A 20,902-nucleotide genomic window follows, 5' to 3' on the forward strand; every position below is an offset into this window, starting at 1 on the left:
TTTGTCAGAGTGATAGAGCTCTATATTTGAAAATAAGATTTTTGAGTCAGGTAGAAAAATGACAACAGCTAATGACATTCGTTCAACCTTTTTGAATTACTTTGAAAAGAATGAACATGCAGTGGTGGATTCCTCTCCACTGGTACCACGTAATGATCCGACATTGATGTTTACCAATGCCGGAATGGTGCAGTTTAAGAATGTCTTTACAGGCGCGGAAACACGCGACTACAAACGTGCGACAACGTCTCAAAAATGTGTGCGCGCAGGTGGTAAGCATAACGATCTAGAAAATGTGGGCTATACAGCACGCCATCATACTTTCTTTGAAATGTTGGGGAATTTCTCCTTCGGTGATTATTTCAAAGACCAAGCAATTGAGATGGCGTGGAACCTCGTAACTAAAGGTTTCGATATTCCACAAGATAAGTTGTTAGTCACTGTCTATTCCGAAGATGAAGAAGCAGCCGGATTATGGCGTAAGATTGCAGGTTTGTCTGATGACAAAATCATTCGTATCCCAACATCCGACAATTTCTGGCAAATGGGCGACACAGGTCCATGCGGTCCATGTACCGAGATTTTCTACGATCATGGTGATCATATCTGGGGTGGCCCTCCAGGAAGTCCAGAAGAGGATGGCGATCGCTTTATCGAAATCTGGAATCTGGTCTTTATGCAATATGAACAGATTGAACCGGGTAACCGTGTTGATCTACCAAATCCATCTATTGATACGGGTATGGGGCTGGAGCGTATCGCTGCTCTGTTACAAGGCAAGCATAACAACTATGACATCGATATCTTCCGTGCGATCATTGAAACATGTGCGGATTTGACAGGCGTAGATGCAGATGGTGATCAAGCTGCTTCCCATAAAGTTATCGCCGATCACTTACGTGCCTCTTCCTTCTTGATTGCGGATGGCGTATTGCCTTCAAATGAAGGCAGAGGTTATGTCTTACGCCGGATTATGCGCCGTGCAATGCGTCATGCATATTTGCTAGGGGCACGTGATCCATTGGTACACAAATTAGTACCATCCCTAATTTCTAAAATGGGCGGTCATTTTGGCGAATTAAAACGTGCGGAATCCTTGATCACCGAGACCTTAAAACTAGAAGAGCAGCGTTTCGGCCGTACATTGGAAAAAGGTTTGCGTTTACTAGAAGGTGAAACAGACAAGCTGGGCGGTAAAGAAGCCCTTCGTGGCGATGTGGCTTTCACTTTATATGACACATATGGGTTCCCATTGGATTTGACCCAAGATATTCTTCGTGGTCAGGGACGCACTGTTGATCAAGCTGGTTTTGATGCGGCTATGGCTGAGCAGAAAGCTAAGGCCCGTGCTGCTTGGGCTGGATCCGGTGATCAAACAACAGAAACAGTGTGGTTCGAAGTTAAAGAAGAAACGGGTGCAAGTGAATTTTTGGGTTATGAAACCGAACGTGCCGAAGGTGTTGTTTCTGCGATTGTTGCGGATGGCAAACCTGTGCTGGAAGCAAAACAGGGTGATAAAGTTAGCTTATTGGCAAACCAAACACCATTTTATGGAGAATCTGGTGGTCAGATGGGCGATATGGGGATCATTATATCGGCTGAAGGTGCGGAATTTAAAGTTTCCGATACTTTGAAGAAAGTAGATGGCTTGCATGTTCATGTTGGTGAAGTGACCAAAGGTGACTTCAAAATTGGCGAAAGCCTCGACATGTTAGTTGATGGTGATCGTCGTACGAAATTAAAAGCAAATCATTCCGTAACTCATTTAGCACATGAAGCATTAAGACGTGTTTTAGGTGATCATGTAACTCAGAAAGGTTCGTTGGTCGCGGCTGAGGGAATGCGTTTTGACTTTGCGCATCAAAAAGCAATGACTGCGGAAGAAATTTCCGAAGTTGAAAATATCGTTAACCGTCAAATTCGGGAAAATTCCTCTGTTGCAACCCGTCAAATGACACCGGATGCGGCTATTGAAGAAGGCGCGATGGCATTGTTCGGTGAGAAATACGGCGAAGAAGTTCGTGTGGTTTCCATGGGGAGCTCAGATACTGAAACAAAGTCTGGTGTTTATTCAACAGAACTTTGTGGTGGTACACATGTTGAGCGGACTGGTGATATTGGTTTCTTTAAAATTTCCAATGAAACGGCAGTTGCAGCAGGGGTGCGTCGTATCGAATGTCTAACCGGGCAGGCGGCGATGGATTATGTGAATTCACATGATGCGAAGCTAGGTGAAATGGCAGCAGTCTTGAAAGCTAAACCATTAGATGTTGCTGATCGTGTTTATAACTTGATTGAAGAACGGAAAAAGTTAGAGAAGGAAGTTGCTGATCTTCGCCAGAAACTGGCTGTAAGCGGTGGTGGTTCTTCTAACAAACAAGAAGCTAAGGACGTAAATGGCGTTAATTATCTTGGACGTGTACTTTCTGACATTCCGGCAAAAGAACTAAAGCCATTAGTCGATGCGATGAAAAAAGAGATTAAGTCTGGTGTTATTGCTGCCGTGTCGGTTTCTGAGGGTAAGGGCTCTATTGTGGTTGGCGTAACGGATGATCTGACTGAAAAGTTTTCGGCGGTAGACCTTGTACGTCTTGGTTCAGCTGCAATGGGCGGTAAAGGCGGCGGTGGTCGTCCTGATATGGCGCAAGCTGGTGGACCAGATGGAAATGCTGCTGATGCTGCTGTTTCCGCGATTGAGGCTGGATTAGTAGGTTAACTACTTTTCATCGGATAAATTAAGATGAACCGGGAATAAGAAGAACTATTCCCGGTTTTTCTTTAAGGGAATTTGGTTGCACGAATTCCTGATTATTCTATGATCGTTACCTATGAGTATATTACGTAAAAGATTGTTTTTATTACTGGAAGGTTGGGGGCAAGCCAGTCTTACAGGGCGAATTATTGATGCTATTCTGATTTCATTGATTTTAGTGAATATTGCGGCCTTAACACTTTCTTCAGTTCACAGTTGGGCGCTGAAATATCAGACCATGTGGGTTGCGATTGAGATATTCTCCGTAATAGTGTTTAGCGCGGAATATTTAGCTCGCATATGGGTTTGTGTGGAGAACCCTGAAAATATTGACCTTCCTTCGTGGAAGGCGCGCCTTAAATGTATTTTTAAGCCAATTATGATTGTCGATCTTGTGGCGATCCTTCCTTTATATTTCTTTTTGTTTGGTTTTGTTGGTTTGGCAGATATGCGTTATCTGCGTATTTTCCGTGTTTTGCGTATTATGAAACTGGTTCGTTATTCCCCAGCTATGCAGATCATGGGAACAGTATTACATGCGGAGAAGCGTGCCATATTCTCTGCTCTTATGATCGGGCTTGTCGTTTTATTTTTGGCATCCTCGGTTATTTATGCTGTGGAAGGGCATATTCAACCGGAAGCTTTTGGCTCTATACCTTCATCCATGTGGTGGGCCATGGCAACATTGACCACTGTCGGATATGGGGATGTAACGCCGATCACACTAACAGGTAAAATTGTCGGTGGGTTTGTAATGCTTATGGGGATCGGGGTTTTTGGTCTCTGGGCGGGTATTATGGCATCTGGTTTTTCTGAAGAATTACGTCGTCGGGGTTTTCAGGTGCAATGGCAAATGATTGCGCAAAATCCAATCTTTGCAAGCCTATCTGCCAAAGAAGTGTTAGAAGTCTCTCGAGAAGTGAAGCCAGTTACACTACAGTCAAATTATTTGATCCTTCGTAAAAATGTAAAAGCGGATCGCGTGTTTTTTGTCGTATCTGGTCATGTGGAAGCCGAGTTACCTAAAGGAACAGAAATTCTTAAAAATGGGGATTACTTTGGTGAACTTGGAATTTTACATGGAGGATTAACCTCAACCACCTTTGTAACATTAGATGAAGTACAACTTCTGGAAATGGGACGACGTAGTTTTGAAGAATTGCTGGCACGTCATCCACAAGTAAAAGAGAAGATATTAGAAAAGGCCTACAACCGACGTCACTGGTTTGATGAGGAAATTTCCGAGATTTAGCCTCTTGTCCAATCGCTTGGGACTGACTAGGTTTCATACAAGATAAGTTTATTGGACGGGAGTATATGCCATGCGTTTTGAGGGGACAGACTCTTATGTGGCAACTGATGATTTAACCATTGCTGTAAATGCCGCGATTACCTTGCAACGCCCTTTATTAGTTAAAGGTGAACCTGGTACTGGTAAAACAGTATTGGCGCAGGAAGTTGCTAAGAGTTTAGGACGCCCATTAATTGAATGGGGTATAAAATCAACAACGCGTGCGCAGCAAGGTCTTTACGAATATGACGCGGTTAGTCGACTACGCGATAGCCAACTAGGTGACGATAAAGTTCACGATATTTCTAATTACATTGTCAAAGGCAAGCTTTGGGAAGCTTTCGAGGCGGATCAGGCTCCGATTTTGTTAATTGACGAAATTGACAAAGCTGATATCGAATTCCCAAACGATTTGTTGCAAGAATTGGATCGAATGGAGTTTTATGTCTATGAAACCAAGCAAATGGTGAAGGCAACTAATCGCCCCGTCGTGATCATCACATCAAATAATGAAAAAGAACTGCCAGATGCATTTTTACGTCGTTGTTTCTTCCATTATATTCAATTCCCTGATCGTGAAACCATGCAAGATATTGTTGAGGTTCATTATCCCGATATTAAGAAAAACTTGCTGAAGGAAGCCCTCGGGATGTTTTATGATATTCGTGAGGTGCAAGGGCTTAAGAAACGTCCTTCTACATCAGAATTATTGGATTGGATTAAGCTGTTATTGGCAGAAGATATCTCTGCAGAAGCATTACGAGAAACAGATACGAGTAAAGCTATACCGCCTATGCATGGGGCTTTGCTAAAGAATGAACAAGATGTTCATATCTTTGAACGTCTTGCGTTTATGGCGCGTCGACAACAACGCTAGTAATTGAAAAAGCCTCCGAAGATAATCGGAGGCTTCTTTGTTAATCACTGATTTTCATTATCGGCATTGTCAGTAGGCCATGTGATGTAAACTGGTCTCTGACCTGTAATACCCAATCAGGAATTTGTCTTTCAATAAAATGATCACTGACCTGCACTGAAATGTAACGTAATGGGTCATCTGAGGACAGAATTGCTTCGATTTGTTCCACAGGTGTTGGTTGTTTTGGGAAAACTTGCAGATTTAATGCGGCATCTTTTTCAGTTTCCAAAGCGATACGGGCAGCATTTAAGGCTTCATTATAACCACCTAGCTCATCAACTAATTTAATATCTACAGCTTCACGCCCTGTCCATATACGACCACGCGCTGCTGCATCGATTTCTGTTGCATCAAGACCACGATCCTGTGCAGCTTTACCAGAAAAGTCTGTGTAGACGAAATCGAGGCTTTCTTGAAATTTGGCTTTCTGAGATGGGGTGAACTCGCTGATCATGCTCCACATTCCTGCTTGTGGACCCGTTTCCACGCGCTCCCAGTTAACACCCAGATTATCCCAAAGCTTTTTCGTTGCAACCTTGCCTGCATAAACACCAATTGAACCCGTTAATGTACCTGGTTGTGCCACAATATAATCCGCACCCATGGAAACAAAGTAACCACCACTTGCCGCATTGTCCCCCATCGACACAATAACCGGTATTCCGGCTTCTTTGAGTTTTAGAACTTCCCGTCTGACCATATCGGATTGCGCATAAGCCCCACCAGGGCTGCTCACACGAAATAGAACAGCGTCGACACTGCTATCTTCACGGGCATTGGCAAGGGCTTTAGAAACTGTATAGGGAGAGAAAGTCTCATCGGTATAATAGCCAGGACCATAATCTTCGCCCGTGATTGGGCCTATGCCTTGAACAACTGCAATAGTATAGGATTTGTTGTTTTCTTCCTCATCCGTTTCTTCGATTTCAAGATTGGTTGCCAGCATGTAGTAGGAAACAGAAATAGTGTGAGATTCTGTATCTTCAGGAAGATAGTCGATTAAGTCTTCAAATTCGTCCCAATAGGCGAGACGATCTACGAGCCCTAATTCTAAAGATTGTTGTGGAAGGTAAGGAGAATTCAAAACAAGTTGATCAATGTCTTCGGCGATGTTTTGACGACTTGTTGTCATACCCGTTGCCAATTGTTTATGCCAGTCATCCAATAAGCCTTGAAGGGAGGCACGAACAGGTTCTGTCATTTGACTTCGAATGAAAGGATCTGCACCACCTTTATATTCATGGCGTTGTTCCATTTCTGCGGTGATGTCAATTTTTTCTAATGCATCGGCGAAATAGGGGATTTCCATTGCCATGCCGCTCACACCGACACCACCTGTCGGGTTAAGCCAGATTTCTGAGAAACCTGTCGCTAAATAATAACTCAGCATACCGCCGCCCATTGCACCTAAATCTTCCGCATAGACATAGGTTTTCTTACCACTTTCGTTTTGAAAATCGATAAGGGCATTTCTTAACTCTTGGGTTTGGGCAATGCCCATAATACTTCCACTGATTTCCGCGGCAATGGCAATAATGCGATCATCGGTTTTTGCACGTTCAATTGCTTGTAGATGGTCAAGGAAACTGGCCTGATCATATTGTTCGAACAGGTTACCACTTCCTGCACGTTCTGGAATCGGACGATCTAAATCCAGCCATAGGACGGCATTTGGTTCAACAGAAGCGATTTCTTTCTTTAAGTTAAATGCAAGGCTGATTCCAAAGACGATCATGATCAACATTGGGAAGCCAAGAACAGCCATAAACCAAAGAAGAATTTTACCGAAAAGTCGCATTTATTTATCCTGTTAATAGAGGCGTTAAGTTAACGATCCAAGCTGTGATACTCTTTATTCGGCATCATTTCTGTCGCATGTGCCATTCGATTGGTATAATTGAAGAAACTAATGGTTTCACAAATATCAAAATAATCAGACTCATTAAAACCAGCGTCGCGTAATTTTTGGCGATCTTCGTCTTCAAAGACACCGGGTGTTTCTGTCAATTTCCATGCAAAATCTAACATGGCTTTATGACGCTCTGATAATGGCGCGATCCGATAATTCATCACCATCATTTCCCCTAATTCCGGATCACCTGATAATTGTCTAACCGCTTGTCCATGGGCAACAAGGCAGTAGTAACAACGATTACAGCTACTCACGACAACTGCGATCATCTCGCGTTCTAGTTTGGAAAGGCCACTTTCTTCCAGCATGATCTCATTATACATATCCATAAATTTACGAAGACGATTAGGTTTATAGGCATATACCTGTAAAACATTTGGGATCAGTCCAAGTTTTTCTTCACAAATCTTGAAATATTTTTGGATGTCTGGATCAAGGGCGGAAATATCCGGATCAGGTAGAATAGATAATATATCTTTTTGTGGCATGTGAACTTCCCCAACGCATTCATTTTCATATGTATTAGAGATAATGTAGGGATTACTTCTTATGAGCGCAAATTAGAAATTCAACATTTCCTTGTGGGCCTGTGATCGGACTTTCAGTGATACCTTCGACTTCCCAATTTTCAAGGCTGGAAACCCATTGATGGATTTCATCACAGACCTTTTTATGAAGTTCAGGATCCCGAACGACGCCACCTTTGCCAACTTCGCCTTTACCAACCTGAAATTGAGGTTTGATAAGGGCCGCTAGAAAGGCACCACTGCGGGTGAGGCCCATAGTAGCAGGTAGTACTTTTTCCAATCCAATGAAGCTTGCATCGCAGACAACTGCATCAATTTCATCAGGGATATCATCACGGGTGAGGTGGCGGGCATTGGTGCTTTCCATAACCACCACCCGATCATCACTGCGCAATTTCCAGCTTAATTGACCACGACCGACATCGACCGCATATACTTTCTTGGCGCCATTTGCCAATAACACATCGGTAAACCCACCTGTAGAACAACCCACATCAATACAGATACGATCCTTTACATCCAGATTAAATTCACTGATGGCTTTATCAAGTTTAACCCCCCCACGACTAACCCAGGGATGGTCTTGTCCACGCACTTCTAGGGGCTTGTCTTCAGCTACCTTGTCGCCGGGTTTGGCGATTTTTTGCTCCCCACTGAAAACCTTACCTGCCATGATCAAGGCTTGTGCCTTACTTTTGGTTTCGACGAGACCACGATCTACCAATAGCTGATCAATACGTTCTTTCTTTACCTTTAGTGGGCGCGGACCTGTGTTTGGTTTTGGGGATTTAGCCATGAGAGTCTTCGTTACTTGCAAGCTGTTGTTGGTGATCAAGTCTAGCATCGCTTCGGATCAGATACCAGAAACGCAGAAGATTTACGACAGCGGAACTGCAAAGTCCAATAAACAATCCTAGCCAGAATCCTGGCACTCCCATGTCCAATTCAAAAGCCAATATCCACGCTACAGAGAAGCCAAGCCCCCAATAGCAGAAAATGGAGGCAAACATTGGGAGTTTTGTATCGTTTAATGCTGCTAAACATCCTGCGATAGAAAGTTGAATTCCGTCAGGAATTTGTGATAAAGCAGCAATTAGCATAACGCTAGCAGCGATTAAGAGCACTTCGTCTGCTTGTTCTGTGCTTGGATCGAGAATAAACTCTGAAATCTCGGTTGAAAAAATGACGACAATCAGGGCAGCTGTAATTGTAAAAGTCAAAGTAGCAAATGCGCCGACCCAACCATTCTGTTTCGCTTGGACATAGTTTCTTGCTCCGAACTCATATCCTACCCTGCTGGTTGTCGCATCCGCGATTCCCAAGCTAATCATATATGTAGTTCCCAAAATTACCATGATGATTGTATTTGCAGCAAGTTCGATTACACCAAGCCAACCAATAAGTATTGCTGAAACAGTGAAAACAGATTCTTCAAGAGTAAGGCGTATGGACATAGGCGTACCTAACTTGAAGAGGTTAATGAATATTCCCCAGTCAGGACGCCAAAAATTTTTAAAAATCTGATATTCCGCAAATGGCTGCTTAATGGAAACCGTTATAGCTGCGGCTATAAAAATCAAGGTTGATACAATTGTCGTTGCAATTCCTGCCCCTTCAATATCAAGAGGAGGAATACCTAAACCACCAAAGATCAATAAATAATCTAATCCTGCGTTTAAGGGGACTGCCGACCAAACTATAATTGCAGCCATTTTGGCTTGTTGCATCCCAACAAAAAAGCAACGTAACGATACAAATGCCACAGCAGGCAAAAAGCTCCACATCAAATAGTCTGTATATCGCCCTGCGGTAATAGCCAGACTTTCTTCCTGTCCGAGAATAAGAAAGATTTCCTGCATAAACCATAAAGGGAGCATAAAAAATATTGAGCATAAGATGGCTATCCAGATGGATTGTCGTACAGTACGACGTATCATCCGCTGATTTTGCTGTCCTCTGAACTGACTAATCAACGAATTTGAGGCAAGAATAATCCCAATGGAAATCATAAAGTAAATGTAATAGATATGAGCGGATAAACTAGCAGACGCTAATTCCGTTGGGCCTAATTGTCCGATGAAAATCACATCTGTTGTGCCCATTGCCATCTGCCCAAGCAAACTTAGGCAGATAGGTAACGCGACTTTCCAAGTTTCTATGTAATTCGCCCATATCCCGGTTTTATGGGTGACTTGTCCCTCTTCGACCTGATTGAGGAAGTGGTTATCTTGGCTCATAGCTAATCTTTCGCATCATATATTGAAAACGTAAATACAGGAAGAATGCCGTGAGTAAGACGCCTGTAAGCAGCCCGTACCAGATCCCGATGACACCAAGGTTGAAGTGGTGGGATAAAAGATACGCTGTAGTTGTGCCGACGATTGTATAGGTCAAAATGAAAGTGTAAAGCGGAACTTTCATATCGGAGATTCCATGCAAGCTTCCTTTAAGGGCAAGCTGCCCCGCATCCGCAATTTCAAAGATCATTCCGATAATCGCAATCTTGACCGCAAGCGCCAAAACAAGTTCTGCATTTGGCAAGCTATCGTCCATAAATGCAGATGTAATGGGTCCTGCAAAAATCAAGACAAATACGAAGGCGAGGGAAGAGCACAGTAAGGCGAGAGACAGGCCCGCATAGCCTGCGATCTGAACTCCCATAAAGTTTTTACGGCCAAAGTTATTGCCTACCCGGCTGGTGGTCGCGTCACTAATACCCATGCTGAACATGTAGATAATATTGATGATGGCCATGCCGATGGAATGGGCTGCAGCTTCCACAGCGCCTAAACGCCCAGCTAATAGCACAGACACTGAATACATCGCTTGTTCTAAAAGCATCCCACCGCCAATAGGCAAGCCCATGCGATAGATTTTTACATAAAGCTCCCAATCTGGTCGCCAAATGCGGCTGAAAACATGATAGCGGCGATAAGGAAGCCGTGTGAGGATGATACTTGCGGTGATAAGCAACATTAACGTGGTAACCAATGTACTGGAAATACCAGCACCCGCCAGACCAAGTTCCGGTGCGCCCAGATTACCAAAAATTAGGCAGTAATTGAAAAACGCATTTGCGGCAATACCGATCAAGGTGACATACAGGATCGGTTTTGGACGCCCCAACGCAACCGTGAAATATACTAATGCATCAAAAATTAAACCCGGAATCATCATCCACATATAGGTATGCATATATTCCTTGGCAGGTGCGATTAAGGATTCGGTTTGCCCGGTTACCTCAAATATAAATTCTGTATGCCATAAAATGAATAGGGCAGGTGCAGATACCGTCAGGGCAACCCATATACCTTGGCGTACAGCGCGACGTGCAGTGCGTGCTTGTCCGGCACCAATAGCTTGTGAGGCCACTGGTGTGATCGCCATAATGGTGCCAGTTAGTAATAAATACAGGGTATAGAAAATACTGATTGAAATCGCAGAAGCAGCGAGTGCTTCCGCACTTAATTGTCCAATCATCAAGACATCAGTGGTTCCAATGGCCATATGTCCCAGATGTCCAAGACATAAGGGGAAAGCAATCTTGAAAAGTTTGCGATATTCTTCTTTGGCTTTGCCGATCACGATTGGATCTTTTTGAATCAACCGAAGTAGCATTTTCGTCATCCTGAAAAGAGTTATTAATTGTTCGTTTAATAAGCTTGTAACAAATTTTTATCTTTCACGAAAGATACCTTTCGCGTCAATAGATGTCGGAAAACGGCAAAATTTAAGAAAAATTGAAGTTTCTAGGTGGTTTTCTCGCGTTTACGGCTAGGACGGGTCACAATATAAATCCCAACAGAAGTCATGATTATGCCCGCAGAAATCAATCCATAAAATGGAATTTCCAGATAAAGCATAATTAACATGCTACCTGTCATGGCTGTGACTGCCCAGATTTTTCCCCAGATCGGGATGACTCTATGCTGGTCCCAATCCTGTAAAAGTGGGCCATAAGTTTTATGAGTATAGAGCCAATGATGAAAACGTTCTGAACTTTTGGAAAACCCCCATAATGCCACGATTAGAAATGGCACGGTTGGCATGATAGGTAGAAAAGCACCTATCACACCAAGACTCAGCGCTACCCACCCAATGATGAGATATATCCAACGAAGGGTGTGATGGGAGAGCTTTACCATAAGCGTGTATGATTTCCTATTCTAAAAGACCTGCGGGACTATTTCGGATATTGTGTCCCATATTGTCTTTGCCAAGGGCATCAAGGATCGTTTTTTGAATACCATTTGCATCTAAACCCGCATCTGCAAGTTGCTTTTCCGGCTTTTCATGATCTTGGAATATATCTGGCATAAATAGATTCCGGATTTTTAATCCCTGAGTTAGGTCATTGCGCACCACATAATCCATGACTTGAGTAGAGAAGCCGCCAATGGAACCTTCTTCTACAGTTACCAAGAGATCATGTTCAGATGCGAGCTTATGAACCAGTTCCGTATCTACAGGCTTTGCAAAACGTGCGTCAGCAACAGTACAGTTAATACCCATATTTACCAGATTATCTGCGGCTTTCAAGGAATCTGCCAAGCGTGTGTCAATTGAGAGGATAGCGATAGATTTACCTTCACGGATGATACGGCCTTTACCAATTTCTAATGCTTCAGGTTTTTCTGGTAACTCCGCACCAATACCTTCACCACGTGGATAGCGAACCGCAGAAGGGCAATGATCGATATCGGCAGCTGTGGCAATCATATTTGCCAATTCGGCTTCATCACTTGGCGCCATGACAATCATATTCGGTAGGCTTGCCAAGAAAGTAATATCAAAAGCACCACAATGTGTTGATCCATCAGCCCCTACAAAGCCTGCACGGTCAATCGCGAAACGAACGGGAAGGTTTTGAATGGCAACATCATGTACAATTTGATCATATCCACGTTGCAAGAAGGTAGAATAAATTGCGGCAAAGGGTTTAAAACCTTCACATGCCATACCTGCTGCAAATGTCACTGCATGTTGTTCGGCAATGCCTACGTCAAAACAACGATCTGGATGGGCCGCATCAAAAATATTTAAGCCCGTGCCGGATGGCATGGCAGCATTGACCGCAACAATCTTGTCATCGTGCTTAGCAAGTTCTGTTAAAGTTTCTCCAAAGACTTTTGTATATGTCGGTGCCTTTGGTTGGGATTTAACCTGTGTCCCTGTAACAATATCAAATTTAGAAACACCATGATATTTGTCAGATGCCTGTTCCGCAGGTTGATACCCTTTTCCTTTCTGGGTGATCACATGAATCAAGAAAGGACCACGTTCTGCTTCTTCGCGTGCATTTTTAAGAACTGGAATCAAATGATCCATATTATGCCCATCAATTGGGCCGATATAATAAAAACCAAGTTCTTCAAATAGGGTGCCACCTTGAACCATGCCGCGGGCGAATTCCTCTGCGCGCGCAGCTGCTTTTTCCATTGGGTCCGGGAATTTTGTCGCAATTTTTTTCATGATATCGCGCAAGGACAAATAAGATTTGGAAGAAAGCAGTTTGGTTAAATAGGCACTCATTGCCCCAACAGGTGGTGCAATAGACATTTCATTGTCGTTCAGGATAACGGTCAGATTGGATTTTAAGGCCCCTGCATTATTCATAGCTTCAAATGCCATCCCTGCAGAAATGGAACCATCCCCAATCACAGAAACCACATGATTGTCACTTTCCGCAAGATCACGGGCAACAGCCATACCAAGACCAGCAGAAATGGATGTGGAACTATGACCAGCACCAAATGGATCATATTCACTTTCTTTACGCTTAGTAAAGCCGCTTAAGCCTTCTCCTTGGCGCATAGTCAACATCTTATCACGGCGACCGGTCAGGATTTTATGAGGATAGCATTGATGACCCACATCCCAGATCAAACGATCATCCGGCGTGTTGAAGATATAATGTAAGGCCGTTGTTAATTCTACAACACCTAAGCCAGCCCCTAAATGACCACCTGTATGTGATACAGATTGGATCATGTCCTGACGTACTTCATCTGCAACTTGTTGTAACTGGTTTTCATCCAGTTTACGCAAGTCGCTTGGGACATTAATCTGGTCTAACAGTGGTGTATCTTTGATCACCATGAAAGGGGCTCCTCAACTTATCCTGTCGGATAAAAATCCTGTGTATTATACGCGTTTTTAGTTGCGACGGTTTACGATAAATCTTGCAACTTCACGCAGCAAATCAGCCTTATGATCGAAGTCAGACAAATGGTCAACCGCTTGTTCGGCTAAAAGTGCTGCTTGGGCCTTGGCACGATCCACACCAAGAAGCGATACGAAAGTCTCTTTACCACGATCCGCGTCCTTGCCTACTTTCTTTCCGGTTTCTTCTTCGGTACTTTCCACATCCAGTAAATCATCTGCGATTTGGAAGGCTAAACCAAGGTCATGTGCATAACCACGTAAGGCATCTCGTTGGGCTTTGCTCCTTGGCCAAGGATTGCACCACCTTGACATGCAACCTCGATTAAGCATCCGGTTTTAAGGCGCTGTAATCTTGTAATGCCATTTAGATCTAATGTTGTTTCCTCTGCTTCCAGATCAATCATTTGACCACCCACCATACCATGAGGGCCAGCTGCTTTTGCCAAGGCTGCAACCCATTCACAGCGGATTGTCGGATTGGCATGAGTTTCTTCATGTGAAGACAGTTCAAACGCCATTGTGAGAAGAGCGTCTCCTGCCAGAATAGCTGTGGCTTCGTCATAGGCTTTATGAACTGTTGGTTGGCCTCGACGTAAGTCGTCATCATCCATCGCTGGAAGGTCGTCATGGATCAATGAATAGCAATGGATCATTTCAAGGGCAGTGGCAGCACGTAAGGCAGAGGCTTCTGAAACACAAAACAGATTAGCTGTTTGCATAAGCAAGAAGGGGCGTAATCGTTTTCCGCCATTCAAACTACCATGGCGCATTGCCTGGATAAGTTTGGGTTCTGAGATAACACTATCTTCAGGTTGTTCTATTTGAAGATGTTTGCTGATTTCTGTTTCAATCTTGTCAGCCACATCTGTCATAGCTGTATTTAGAGAGATAGAAAAATCCTGATTCATATTCGGGGCCATTGAGGCTACCTCTATGTTCTATTTAGTAACGGGAATAGGCTTAATCTAGCTGCATTTCAGTAGCACTGGCACTGCCATCTGGATTTAAACTGATTTTCTCTACACGCAAGCGTGCTTCAGAAAGCTTCTCCTCACAATGCTTCTTTAACTCCGTACCTCGTTCATAAGATGCGATCGACATTTCTAGGGGAATGTCACCACTTTCCAGACCTGTTACAATAGTCTCCAATTCCCGAAGGGCAGTTTCAAAACTCATATTGGAGATAGGTTGTTTTTCTTGGGTCTCTGACATGATGCAGGTCCTTAAAGTTTACTTATGCTTAAATATTTCATGAATTGAGATGTATTTTATCCTTTATGCAAGGGACAGCCAAGCTATAAGAATGGAGAAAACAAGTTTTCTTTGTGATAACAAGTGCTCAGGTAGAGGGAAGGTGTTTAAACATGACTTTATTATTCACACATGAAAGTTGCATTTTGCATGACATGGGCGCTGGGCATCCAGAACAGCCAGCGCGTTTGGTATCTGTTCTAAAAGGTCTAGAAGCTGATGAGTTTAAATCGCTGAATCGAAAAGTAGCGCCGTTAGCAACGAAAGATCAGTTGGCACTGATACATCCTAAAGAGCATATTGACTCAATTCTAAATGCAGTGCCCCAAGATGGATTAATATCTATTGACGGAGATACTTCACTATGCCCGCATTCTGGAGAAGCCGCCATGCGTGCAGCGGGTGCGGTGGTGGCGGCAGTCGACACTATTATTCATGCTAAGGAAGATCAGACAGCGTTTTGTGCGACTCGTCCACCTGGGCATCATGCGGAACCAAACAAATCTATGGGCTTTTGTCTTTTTAATTCCGTTGCAATTGGGGCTGCATATGCACGCGAAGCTTATGGCATTAAGAAATGTGCCGTGATTGATTTTGATGTTCATCATGGAAATGGAACCGAAGCCTGTTTTTGGAATGATCCGGATTTTTTATACCTGTCTACGCATCAATCGCCCCTTTATCCAGGAACGGGTGCTGAACATGATCATGGTGCATATAATAATATAGTGAATTTTCCCTTACCTGCTTATGCGGATGGAGAAAAAATACGTATTGCTTTCAAAGAAAAAATCATGCCTGCCCTTGAAAAATACGATCCGGACCTTTTATTTATCTCAGCTGGGTTTGATGCACATCGAGATGATCCTTTGGCCAATATGATTTTGGAAGATGAGGATTATGCATGGATGACTGCTGAATTTGTTGCATTCGCACGGGATATAAGTAATTGTCCGATCATCTCAACTTTGGAAGGTGGGTATGATCTGGAAGCCTTACCTCGTTCAGTTCAGGCTCATGTAAGAGAATTGCAAGCTTATTGATATGGATGAGCTATTTGTCATCAGGGGATTAATGACATGAAGAATATTTTAAAGATTGTTGGTGCGGCAGTATTAGGTCTTGCTTTGATAGGCCCGCTACAATCTGTATGGGCGCAAGGTCAGCAAGCTGCATTGGTTGGTGTCGATGAAGTGCAGGGGGAGCCTCTAGGGCAAACTATCCCTGTATTGGGTCGATTGGTTGCACAACAACGTTCGCAAGTTGCAGCCTTGGTCGATGGGCCGATTGAAAAAATGGATGTTCAAATAGGCGATCGCGTTGTCAAAGGAGACACGTTGGTTGTTTTAGATGATCGCCGTATTCGTCAATCACGTAACCTGCAAGCGGCGATGTTACAGCAAGCAAAAGCGAGCTTAAAAGCAGCTCTTGATCAAAAAGCCCTGACTGAACAAGAATTAGCACGATTGGAACGTTTACAATCTTCAGCAGCATTCTCCCCAGCTCGTCTTGAAGATAAGCAGTTAGAATTGGCACGTTTTACGTCTCAAGTTTCTGTAGCCGAAGCAGAAGTAGCTGCGGCACAAGTAAATTTATCTTTAGCTGAGATCGATCTAGCCCGCACTGTGATTAAAGCACCGTTTAATGGTGTTGTAACTGAAAAGAATACCGAGGTTGGATCTTATGTAAGTCAAGGTAATGCTGTTTTGTCGTTGATCAACCATGAAGATCTAGAAGTAGAGGCAGATGTGCCATCCAATCGTTTGATTGGCCTGGAAAACGGTCGATTGATTAACGTAGACTTGTCAGGGCAAAATTACGATGCAATCGTGCGTGCTGTGGTACCAGATGAAAATGTACTTACCCGTACACGTGCGGTTCGTTTTACCTTGGGTGCAGATGATAATGCACTTGAAAATTTAGCGGCGGGCCAATCCGTGACAGTATATATTCCTGTTGGATCAACACGTCAGGTAATGACCGTTCATAAGGATGCACTTATTGCCAAAGGTGAAGGTTATATCGCCTATGTGGTTGAAAATGGGGTTGCTAATATTCGTCCTGTAACAGTTGGGGATGCTGTTGGACAGCGTTTTGAAGTTATGACTGGCCTTAAAGCAGGTGATATTGTTGTCATACGTGGGAATGAACGTTTATTCCCGGGACAAGCGGTACAATATCCAAATATGCCAAAAGCGGAGGAAAGCGGCAGCTAACTATGCCGCTTTAAATTAATTCGTCTCGCATATTTGATATATTACAAAGCCGGGAAGGGCTTGGAACATGAATTTAATCCGTATTTCTATTGAACGACCTGTCGCCGTCATCGCAGCCGTATTAATGGCTGTGATGTTTGGATTCGTGGCCTTGAACACGATTCCGATCCAGTTAACACCAGATATCACACGCCCGGTGATTACCATCCGAACTGACTGGCCCGGGGCTGCGCCTGCAGAAGTAGAACGTGAAATCATCAATGAGCAAGAAGATGTGTTAAAAGGTCTTGAAGGCCTGGAAAGCATGGAAAGTAGTGCATCCACGGGACGTGGTAGTGTGACACTTGAATTTAAAGTCGGGCAGGATATGTCTCGTGCTTTGCTTTTAACCGCAAACCGTCTTGATCGTGTTTCAAGTTATCCTTCAGAAGCGAATGAGCCGACTTTACGGACGGCAGGTAGTGAAGATAATCCTATCGCTTGGTTCCGTGTTGTTCGAACCGAAGGGAACGACCGTCCGGTGGGGGAATATCGTGATTTTGTCGTTGATGTTGTCCAAGAACGCATTGAACGTGTGAACGGTGTTGGCGAAGTGAATGTGTATGGCGGTGGGGAACGCGAAATGCGCGTTGAAATCGAACCGACCCTGCTTGCACAACATAATCTTACGATTTCCGAAGTTCTGTCCACTTTGCGCGCGGCAAATGCTTCTATTACTGGCGGTATCGTAGAAGAAGGTAAGCGTCGCTATGTTGTGCGCACGGATAATGAATTTGTTTCTCTTGAGCAGGTACGTGATGTCGTTCTACGAACAGAACAAGATGTAACGACAGGGCGTATGGCCCGTATCACTGTCGGTGATATCGCCAATGTATATTTCTCATATAAACGTTCCACATCAGATATCCGATCCTCCGGTATTGATGCGATTGCGGTGAATGCCACCCGTGAAACAGGTGCCAATGTGATTGAGGTAATGGAAGAAATTCGTCTTGCTGTAGCCGAACTTAATGCAGGTGTTTTAGTTGGTGAAAAACTAACAATGGAACAGCTTTATGACGAAACTGTCTATATTGATTCTGCTATTGAACTGGTTATTCAGAATATCTGGGTTGGAGGTGTTCTAGCTGCCATTATTTTATTGATATTCTTACGTAGTTTACGTGCGACCTTGGTTGTGGGATTGGCTATTCCTGTATCTGTGATTGCGTCCTTTGTTGCTATGGCCTTTATGGGGCGCTCGCTTAATGTGGTAAGTTTAGCGGGTATTGCTTTTGCTGTTGGTATGGTGGTGGATGCGGCGATTGTCGTTCTTGAGAATATCTATCGTTTACGACAAGAAGGGAAGCCGATTTCACAAGCCGCCTATGAAGGTGCCGCGCAGGTTTGGGGTGCTATTTTCGTCTCTGCGATGACGACTGTTCTTGTCTTCATTCCTATAATGATCATGGAATTAGAGGTTGGTCAGCTATTCCGTGATATTGCTGTGGCGCTTTCTGTATCTGTGATGTTGTCCTTACTTGTTTCCATCACTGTTATTCCGGCTTTGGCAAATCGCTTGTTGCGTCATGATGTGAATGATCCTAATCGCAAGATTATCAAATTGCCATTTGTCGATGGTTTTGGGCGCATGTTCATGTCCGCAGTGACTAAGCTTACAAATGGTGTCGTCAATAGCCGTAAACTTGCCCTGACATTGGTGATTGGTGTAACTGTCATTAGTTCAGCAATTACCTTGGCATTGATTCCAAAACTTGAATATCTACCAACCGGTAACCGAAATTTCGTCTTTGGTATGTTATTTCCACCTCCGGGCTATAATTTAGAAACGATGAATGAGATCGCATCTGAGGTCGAAAGTAAGGTTAAACCACTGTGGGCATCTGTATCAGGTCCTGAATCTGAAGAAGGACAACCTCCGAAAATTGAAAATTTCTTTTTCGTTGCATTGACCAATCGTACTTTTATGGGCGCAAGTGCGATGGATCAACAACGTGCGGGGGAACTTATTCCCGTTCTGACGAAACCAATATTTAGCGAACCGGGTATGTTTGGTTTCTTTACGCAGCCATCTATTTTTGGCCGTGGGGTTGGTGGATCTCGTTCGGTTGATTTAGATATTTCTGGTCCTAGTCTGGAAGATGTGATTACCACTGCCCAACGTGCTGCAATGAAGGTTGGCGCGATTTTACCGCGTAATGAAGGAAATCAGATGCGTCCGATTCCGGGATTAGAATTTGGTGAACCTGAAATCCGTTTGACGCCTGACCCAGTGCGATTGGCTGATAACGGTGTATCTGCAAATGAGTTAGGTATTACTGTCGATGCTTTTAATGATGGTCTTCGAATTGATGAGATTACGGTCGATGGTAAATTGATTGATCTAACTCTGACAGGGCCTGAAGAATATAATAAGGCAACACAGGATATTAATGCATTACCTGTTGTGACAGAAAGTGGCACCATTTTGCCTGCGGCGTCATTAGCTGATATTCGTGTAACTTCAGGACCCACAGAAATTCGTCACACTGAACGTGTACGCACAGTCACTCTACAGATTCGCCCCAATGATTTTATCCCGTTAGAAGTGGCACTGGAAATGTTGGAAGGGCAAGTTATGAATCCTCTGATTGAGGAAGGTGTCCCAAATGGGATCAATCTACAGTTAACAGGTACGGCAGAAAAATTGAATGAAACATGGAGTGAAATGAAAGGTAGCTTGTTGATTGCTCTGATCATCGTTTTCCTTGTTATGGCGGTTCTATTCGAAAGTTTTCTTTATCCATTGATCATTATGTTGGCGGTGCCTTTAGCGACAGCGGGTGGTTTGGTTGGATTCCAGTTGCTCGCGACATGGAAGTTCCAGACATTTAATATGTTAACGCTTTTGGGTTTTGTGATTTTGATCGGCATTGTAGTGAATAATGCGATTTTATTAGTACATCAAACCTTGCATCATATCCGTGAAGAAGGGATGGAAGCAGGAAAAGCTGTGGTCGAAGCGACAACGAATCGAATTCGTCCAATCTTCATGTCTACTCTCACGTCTGTGGTTGGTATGTTACCGCTTGTTTTATTCCCAGGTGCAGGTTCTGAGATATATAGTGGTCTTGGTTCGGTTGTTGTCGGTGGCTTGGCATTATCTGCAATCTTAACTTTAGCGATAGTTCCACCACTATTAGCATTGCTTGTTGCCTCCTTGGAAAATAGATCGAAAAGTTAACATGATCTTAGCAAGTGGTTAACGAATTGTTAATATATAAGCTGGCATTTTATGTAAGGTATTATAGTACCTCAACTAGATAAAATGCTGTCAAAAATATGGCGGTTTTCTGGGGGAAAGTCATTTTCTTTGCCATTGCATATTGCTAATATGCGTGCAAGAGGATGGACCTCATCTTCGTTTAAATAATTCAACTAAAAGGTGAAATTAATGTCCCCACAAGCTTTGGAACCTCGTGTTCAAGAAGCAAGCACATTGCTGAAAGCTATGAGCAATGAAAAACGCTTATTGATTCTTTGCCATTTGCTTAATTCCGAATTGTCTGTTGGCGCATTGGAAAAACTAGTTAGTTTAAGCCAGTCTGCACTATCTCAACATTTGGCACGTTTGCGTCGTGATGGTTTTGTTCAAACACGTCGCGAAGCACAAACAATTTACTATTCTATTAAGGGTGAGCAGACTAAGACTATTATCTCTGCGTTAAGCAATATTTTCGCAGATGAAATGGTGTTAGCTGCATAAGGCTGCGAATTTATACCTGAGGGGTATCAGGAATTTAATTAAGTGGTAAAAATCAGAATGCTTAGATGGATCGATATGGGGAAGGTGATCTCATCTTAATAAGCAGGATTTTATAGGCATTTGG

At 43.5% G+C, this 20,902-nt stretch carries 15 protein-coding genes and 1 pseudogene; 7 read left to right on the forward strand and 9 right to left on the reverse strand.

The annotated features are described in order from the left end of the window. Window positions 1–58 precede the first annotated feature (58 nt). The 3 genes from alaS (at window position 59) to E1160_RS15800 (ending at window position 4,920) form a co-directional block, all read left to right on the forward strand. A complete protein-coding gene (gene alaS / locus E1160_RS15790) occupies window positions 59–2,716 on the forward strand; it encodes an alanine--tRNA ligase (protein ID WP_155156954.1) in 2,658 nt (885 codons plus the stop codon). A 112-nt stretch (window positions 2,717–2,828) separates the two neighbouring features. Further along, window positions 2,829–4,004, forward strand: coding sequence for a cyclic nucleotide-gated ion channel (locus E1160_RS15795; RefSeq protein WP_155156956.1), 1,176 nt, complete (start codon window positions 2,829–2,831; stop codon window positions 4,002–4,004). A 70-nt stretch (window positions 4,005–4,074) separates the two neighbouring features. Then, window positions 4,075–4,920, forward strand: a complete 846-nt coding sequence (locus E1160_RS15800; protein WP_155156958.1) for an AAA family ATPase — start codon at window positions 4,075–4,077, stop codon at window positions 4,918–4,920. Window positions 4,921–4,960: 40 nt separating this feature from the next. On the opposite strand, the gene sppA is transcribed toward E1160_RS15800, so the two are convergent. The 9 genes and pseudogenes from sppA to E1160_RS15845 all read right to left on the reverse strand — a co-directional run bounded on the left by sppA (window position 4,961) and on the right by E1160_RS15845 (window position 14,778). Further along, window positions 4,961–6,760 (reverse strand): signal peptide peptidase SppA, encoded by a 1,800-nt coding sequence (gene sppA, locus E1160_RS15805; RefSeq protein WP_155156960.1) that lies wholly within the window; start codon window positions 6,758–6,760, stop codon window positions 4,961–4,963. Between the two features lie 29 nt (window positions 6,761–6,789). Next, window positions 6,790–7,362, reverse strand: a complete 573-nt coding sequence (locus E1160_RS15810; protein WP_155156963.1) for a peroxidase-related enzyme — start codon at window positions 7,360–7,362, stop codon at window positions 6,790–6,792. Between the two features lie 52 nt (window positions 7,363–7,414). After that, window positions 7,415–8,197, reverse strand: a complete 783-nt coding sequence (locus E1160_RS15815) for a TlyA family RNA methyltransferase (RefSeq protein ID WP_155156965.1) — start codon at window positions 8,195–8,197, stop codon at window positions 7,415–7,417. After that, window positions 8,190–9,638, reverse strand: coding sequence for an MATE family efflux transporter (locus E1160_RS15820; RefSeq protein WP_155156967.1), 1,449 nt, complete (start codon window positions 9,636–9,638; stop codon window positions 8,190–8,192). The genes E1160_RS15815 and E1160_RS15820 overlap by 8 nt, the downstream gene beginning before the upstream one ends. Beyond that, a complete protein-coding gene (locus E1160_RS15825) occupies window positions 9,625–11,019 on the reverse strand; it encodes an MATE family efflux transporter (RefSeq protein WP_218048952.1) in 1,395 nt (464 codons plus the stop codon). The genes E1160_RS15820 and E1160_RS15825 overlap by 14 nt, the downstream gene beginning before the upstream one ends. A 131-nt stretch (window positions 11,020–11,150) precedes the next feature. Next, on the reverse strand, window positions 11,151–11,546 hold the full coding sequence (locus tag E1160_RS15830; protein WP_155156972.1) for a YbaN family protein: 396 nt from the start codon (window positions 11,544–11,546) through the stop codon (window positions 11,151–11,153). Between the two features lie 16 nt (window positions 11,547–11,562). Continuing rightward, window positions 11,563–13,500, reverse strand: coding sequence for a 1-deoxy-D-xylulose-5-phosphate synthase (gene dxs, locus E1160_RS15835; protein WP_155156975.1), 1,938 nt, complete (start codon window positions 13,498–13,500; stop codon window positions 11,563–11,565). Between the two features lie 57 nt (window positions 13,501–13,557). After that, window positions 13,558–14,474, reverse strand: a pseudogene (locus E1160_RS15840) (polyprenyl synthetase family protein). Between the two features lie 52 nt (window positions 14,475–14,526). Beyond that, window positions 14,527–14,778 carry an exodeoxyribonuclease VII small subunit gene (locus E1160_RS15845; RefSeq protein WP_155156977.1) on the reverse strand — a complete coding sequence of 84 codons (252 nt, stop codon included), beginning with the start codon at window positions 14,776–14,778 and terminating at the stop codon, window positions 14,527–14,529. A 152-nt stretch (window positions 14,779–14,930) separates the two neighbouring features. Between E1160_RS15845 and E1160_RS15850 the strand changes: the two genes are divergently transcribed. The 4 genes from E1160_RS15850 (at window position 14,931) to E1160_RS15865 (ending at window position 20,778) form a co-directional block, all read left to right on the forward strand. Further along, on the forward strand, window positions 14,931–15,860 hold the full coding sequence (locus E1160_RS15850; protein WP_155156979.1) for a histone deacetylase family protein: 930 nt from the start codon (window positions 14,931–14,933) through the stop codon (window positions 15,858–15,860). Between the two features lie 36 nt (window positions 15,861–15,896). Next, window positions 15,897–17,033, forward strand: a complete 1,137-nt coding sequence (locus E1160_RS15855; protein WP_155156981.1) for an efflux RND transporter periplasmic adaptor subunit — start codon at window positions 15,897–15,899, stop codon at window positions 17,031–17,033. Between the two features lie 67 nt (window positions 17,034–17,100). Further along, window positions 17,101–20,256: an efflux RND transporter permease subunit gene (locus E1160_RS15860; protein ID WP_155156983.1), complete on the forward strand. Its 3,156-nt coding sequence runs from the start codon at window positions 17,101–17,103 to the stop codon at window positions 20,254–20,256. Window positions 20,257–20,466: 210 nt separating this feature from the next. Further along, window positions 20,467–20,778, forward strand: a complete 312-nt coding sequence (locus E1160_RS15865) for an ArsR/SmtB family transcription factor (RefSeq protein ID WP_155156985.1) — start codon at window positions 20,467–20,469, stop codon at window positions 20,776–20,778. The last annotated feature ends 124 nt before the right edge of the window (window positions 20,779–20,902 follow it).

It is taken from the genome of Curvivirga aplysinae, from assembly GCF_009711445.1.
GTDB lineage: Bacteria > Pseudomonadota > Alphaproteobacteria > UBA8366 > Aestuariispiraceae > Curvivirga > Curvivirga aplysinae.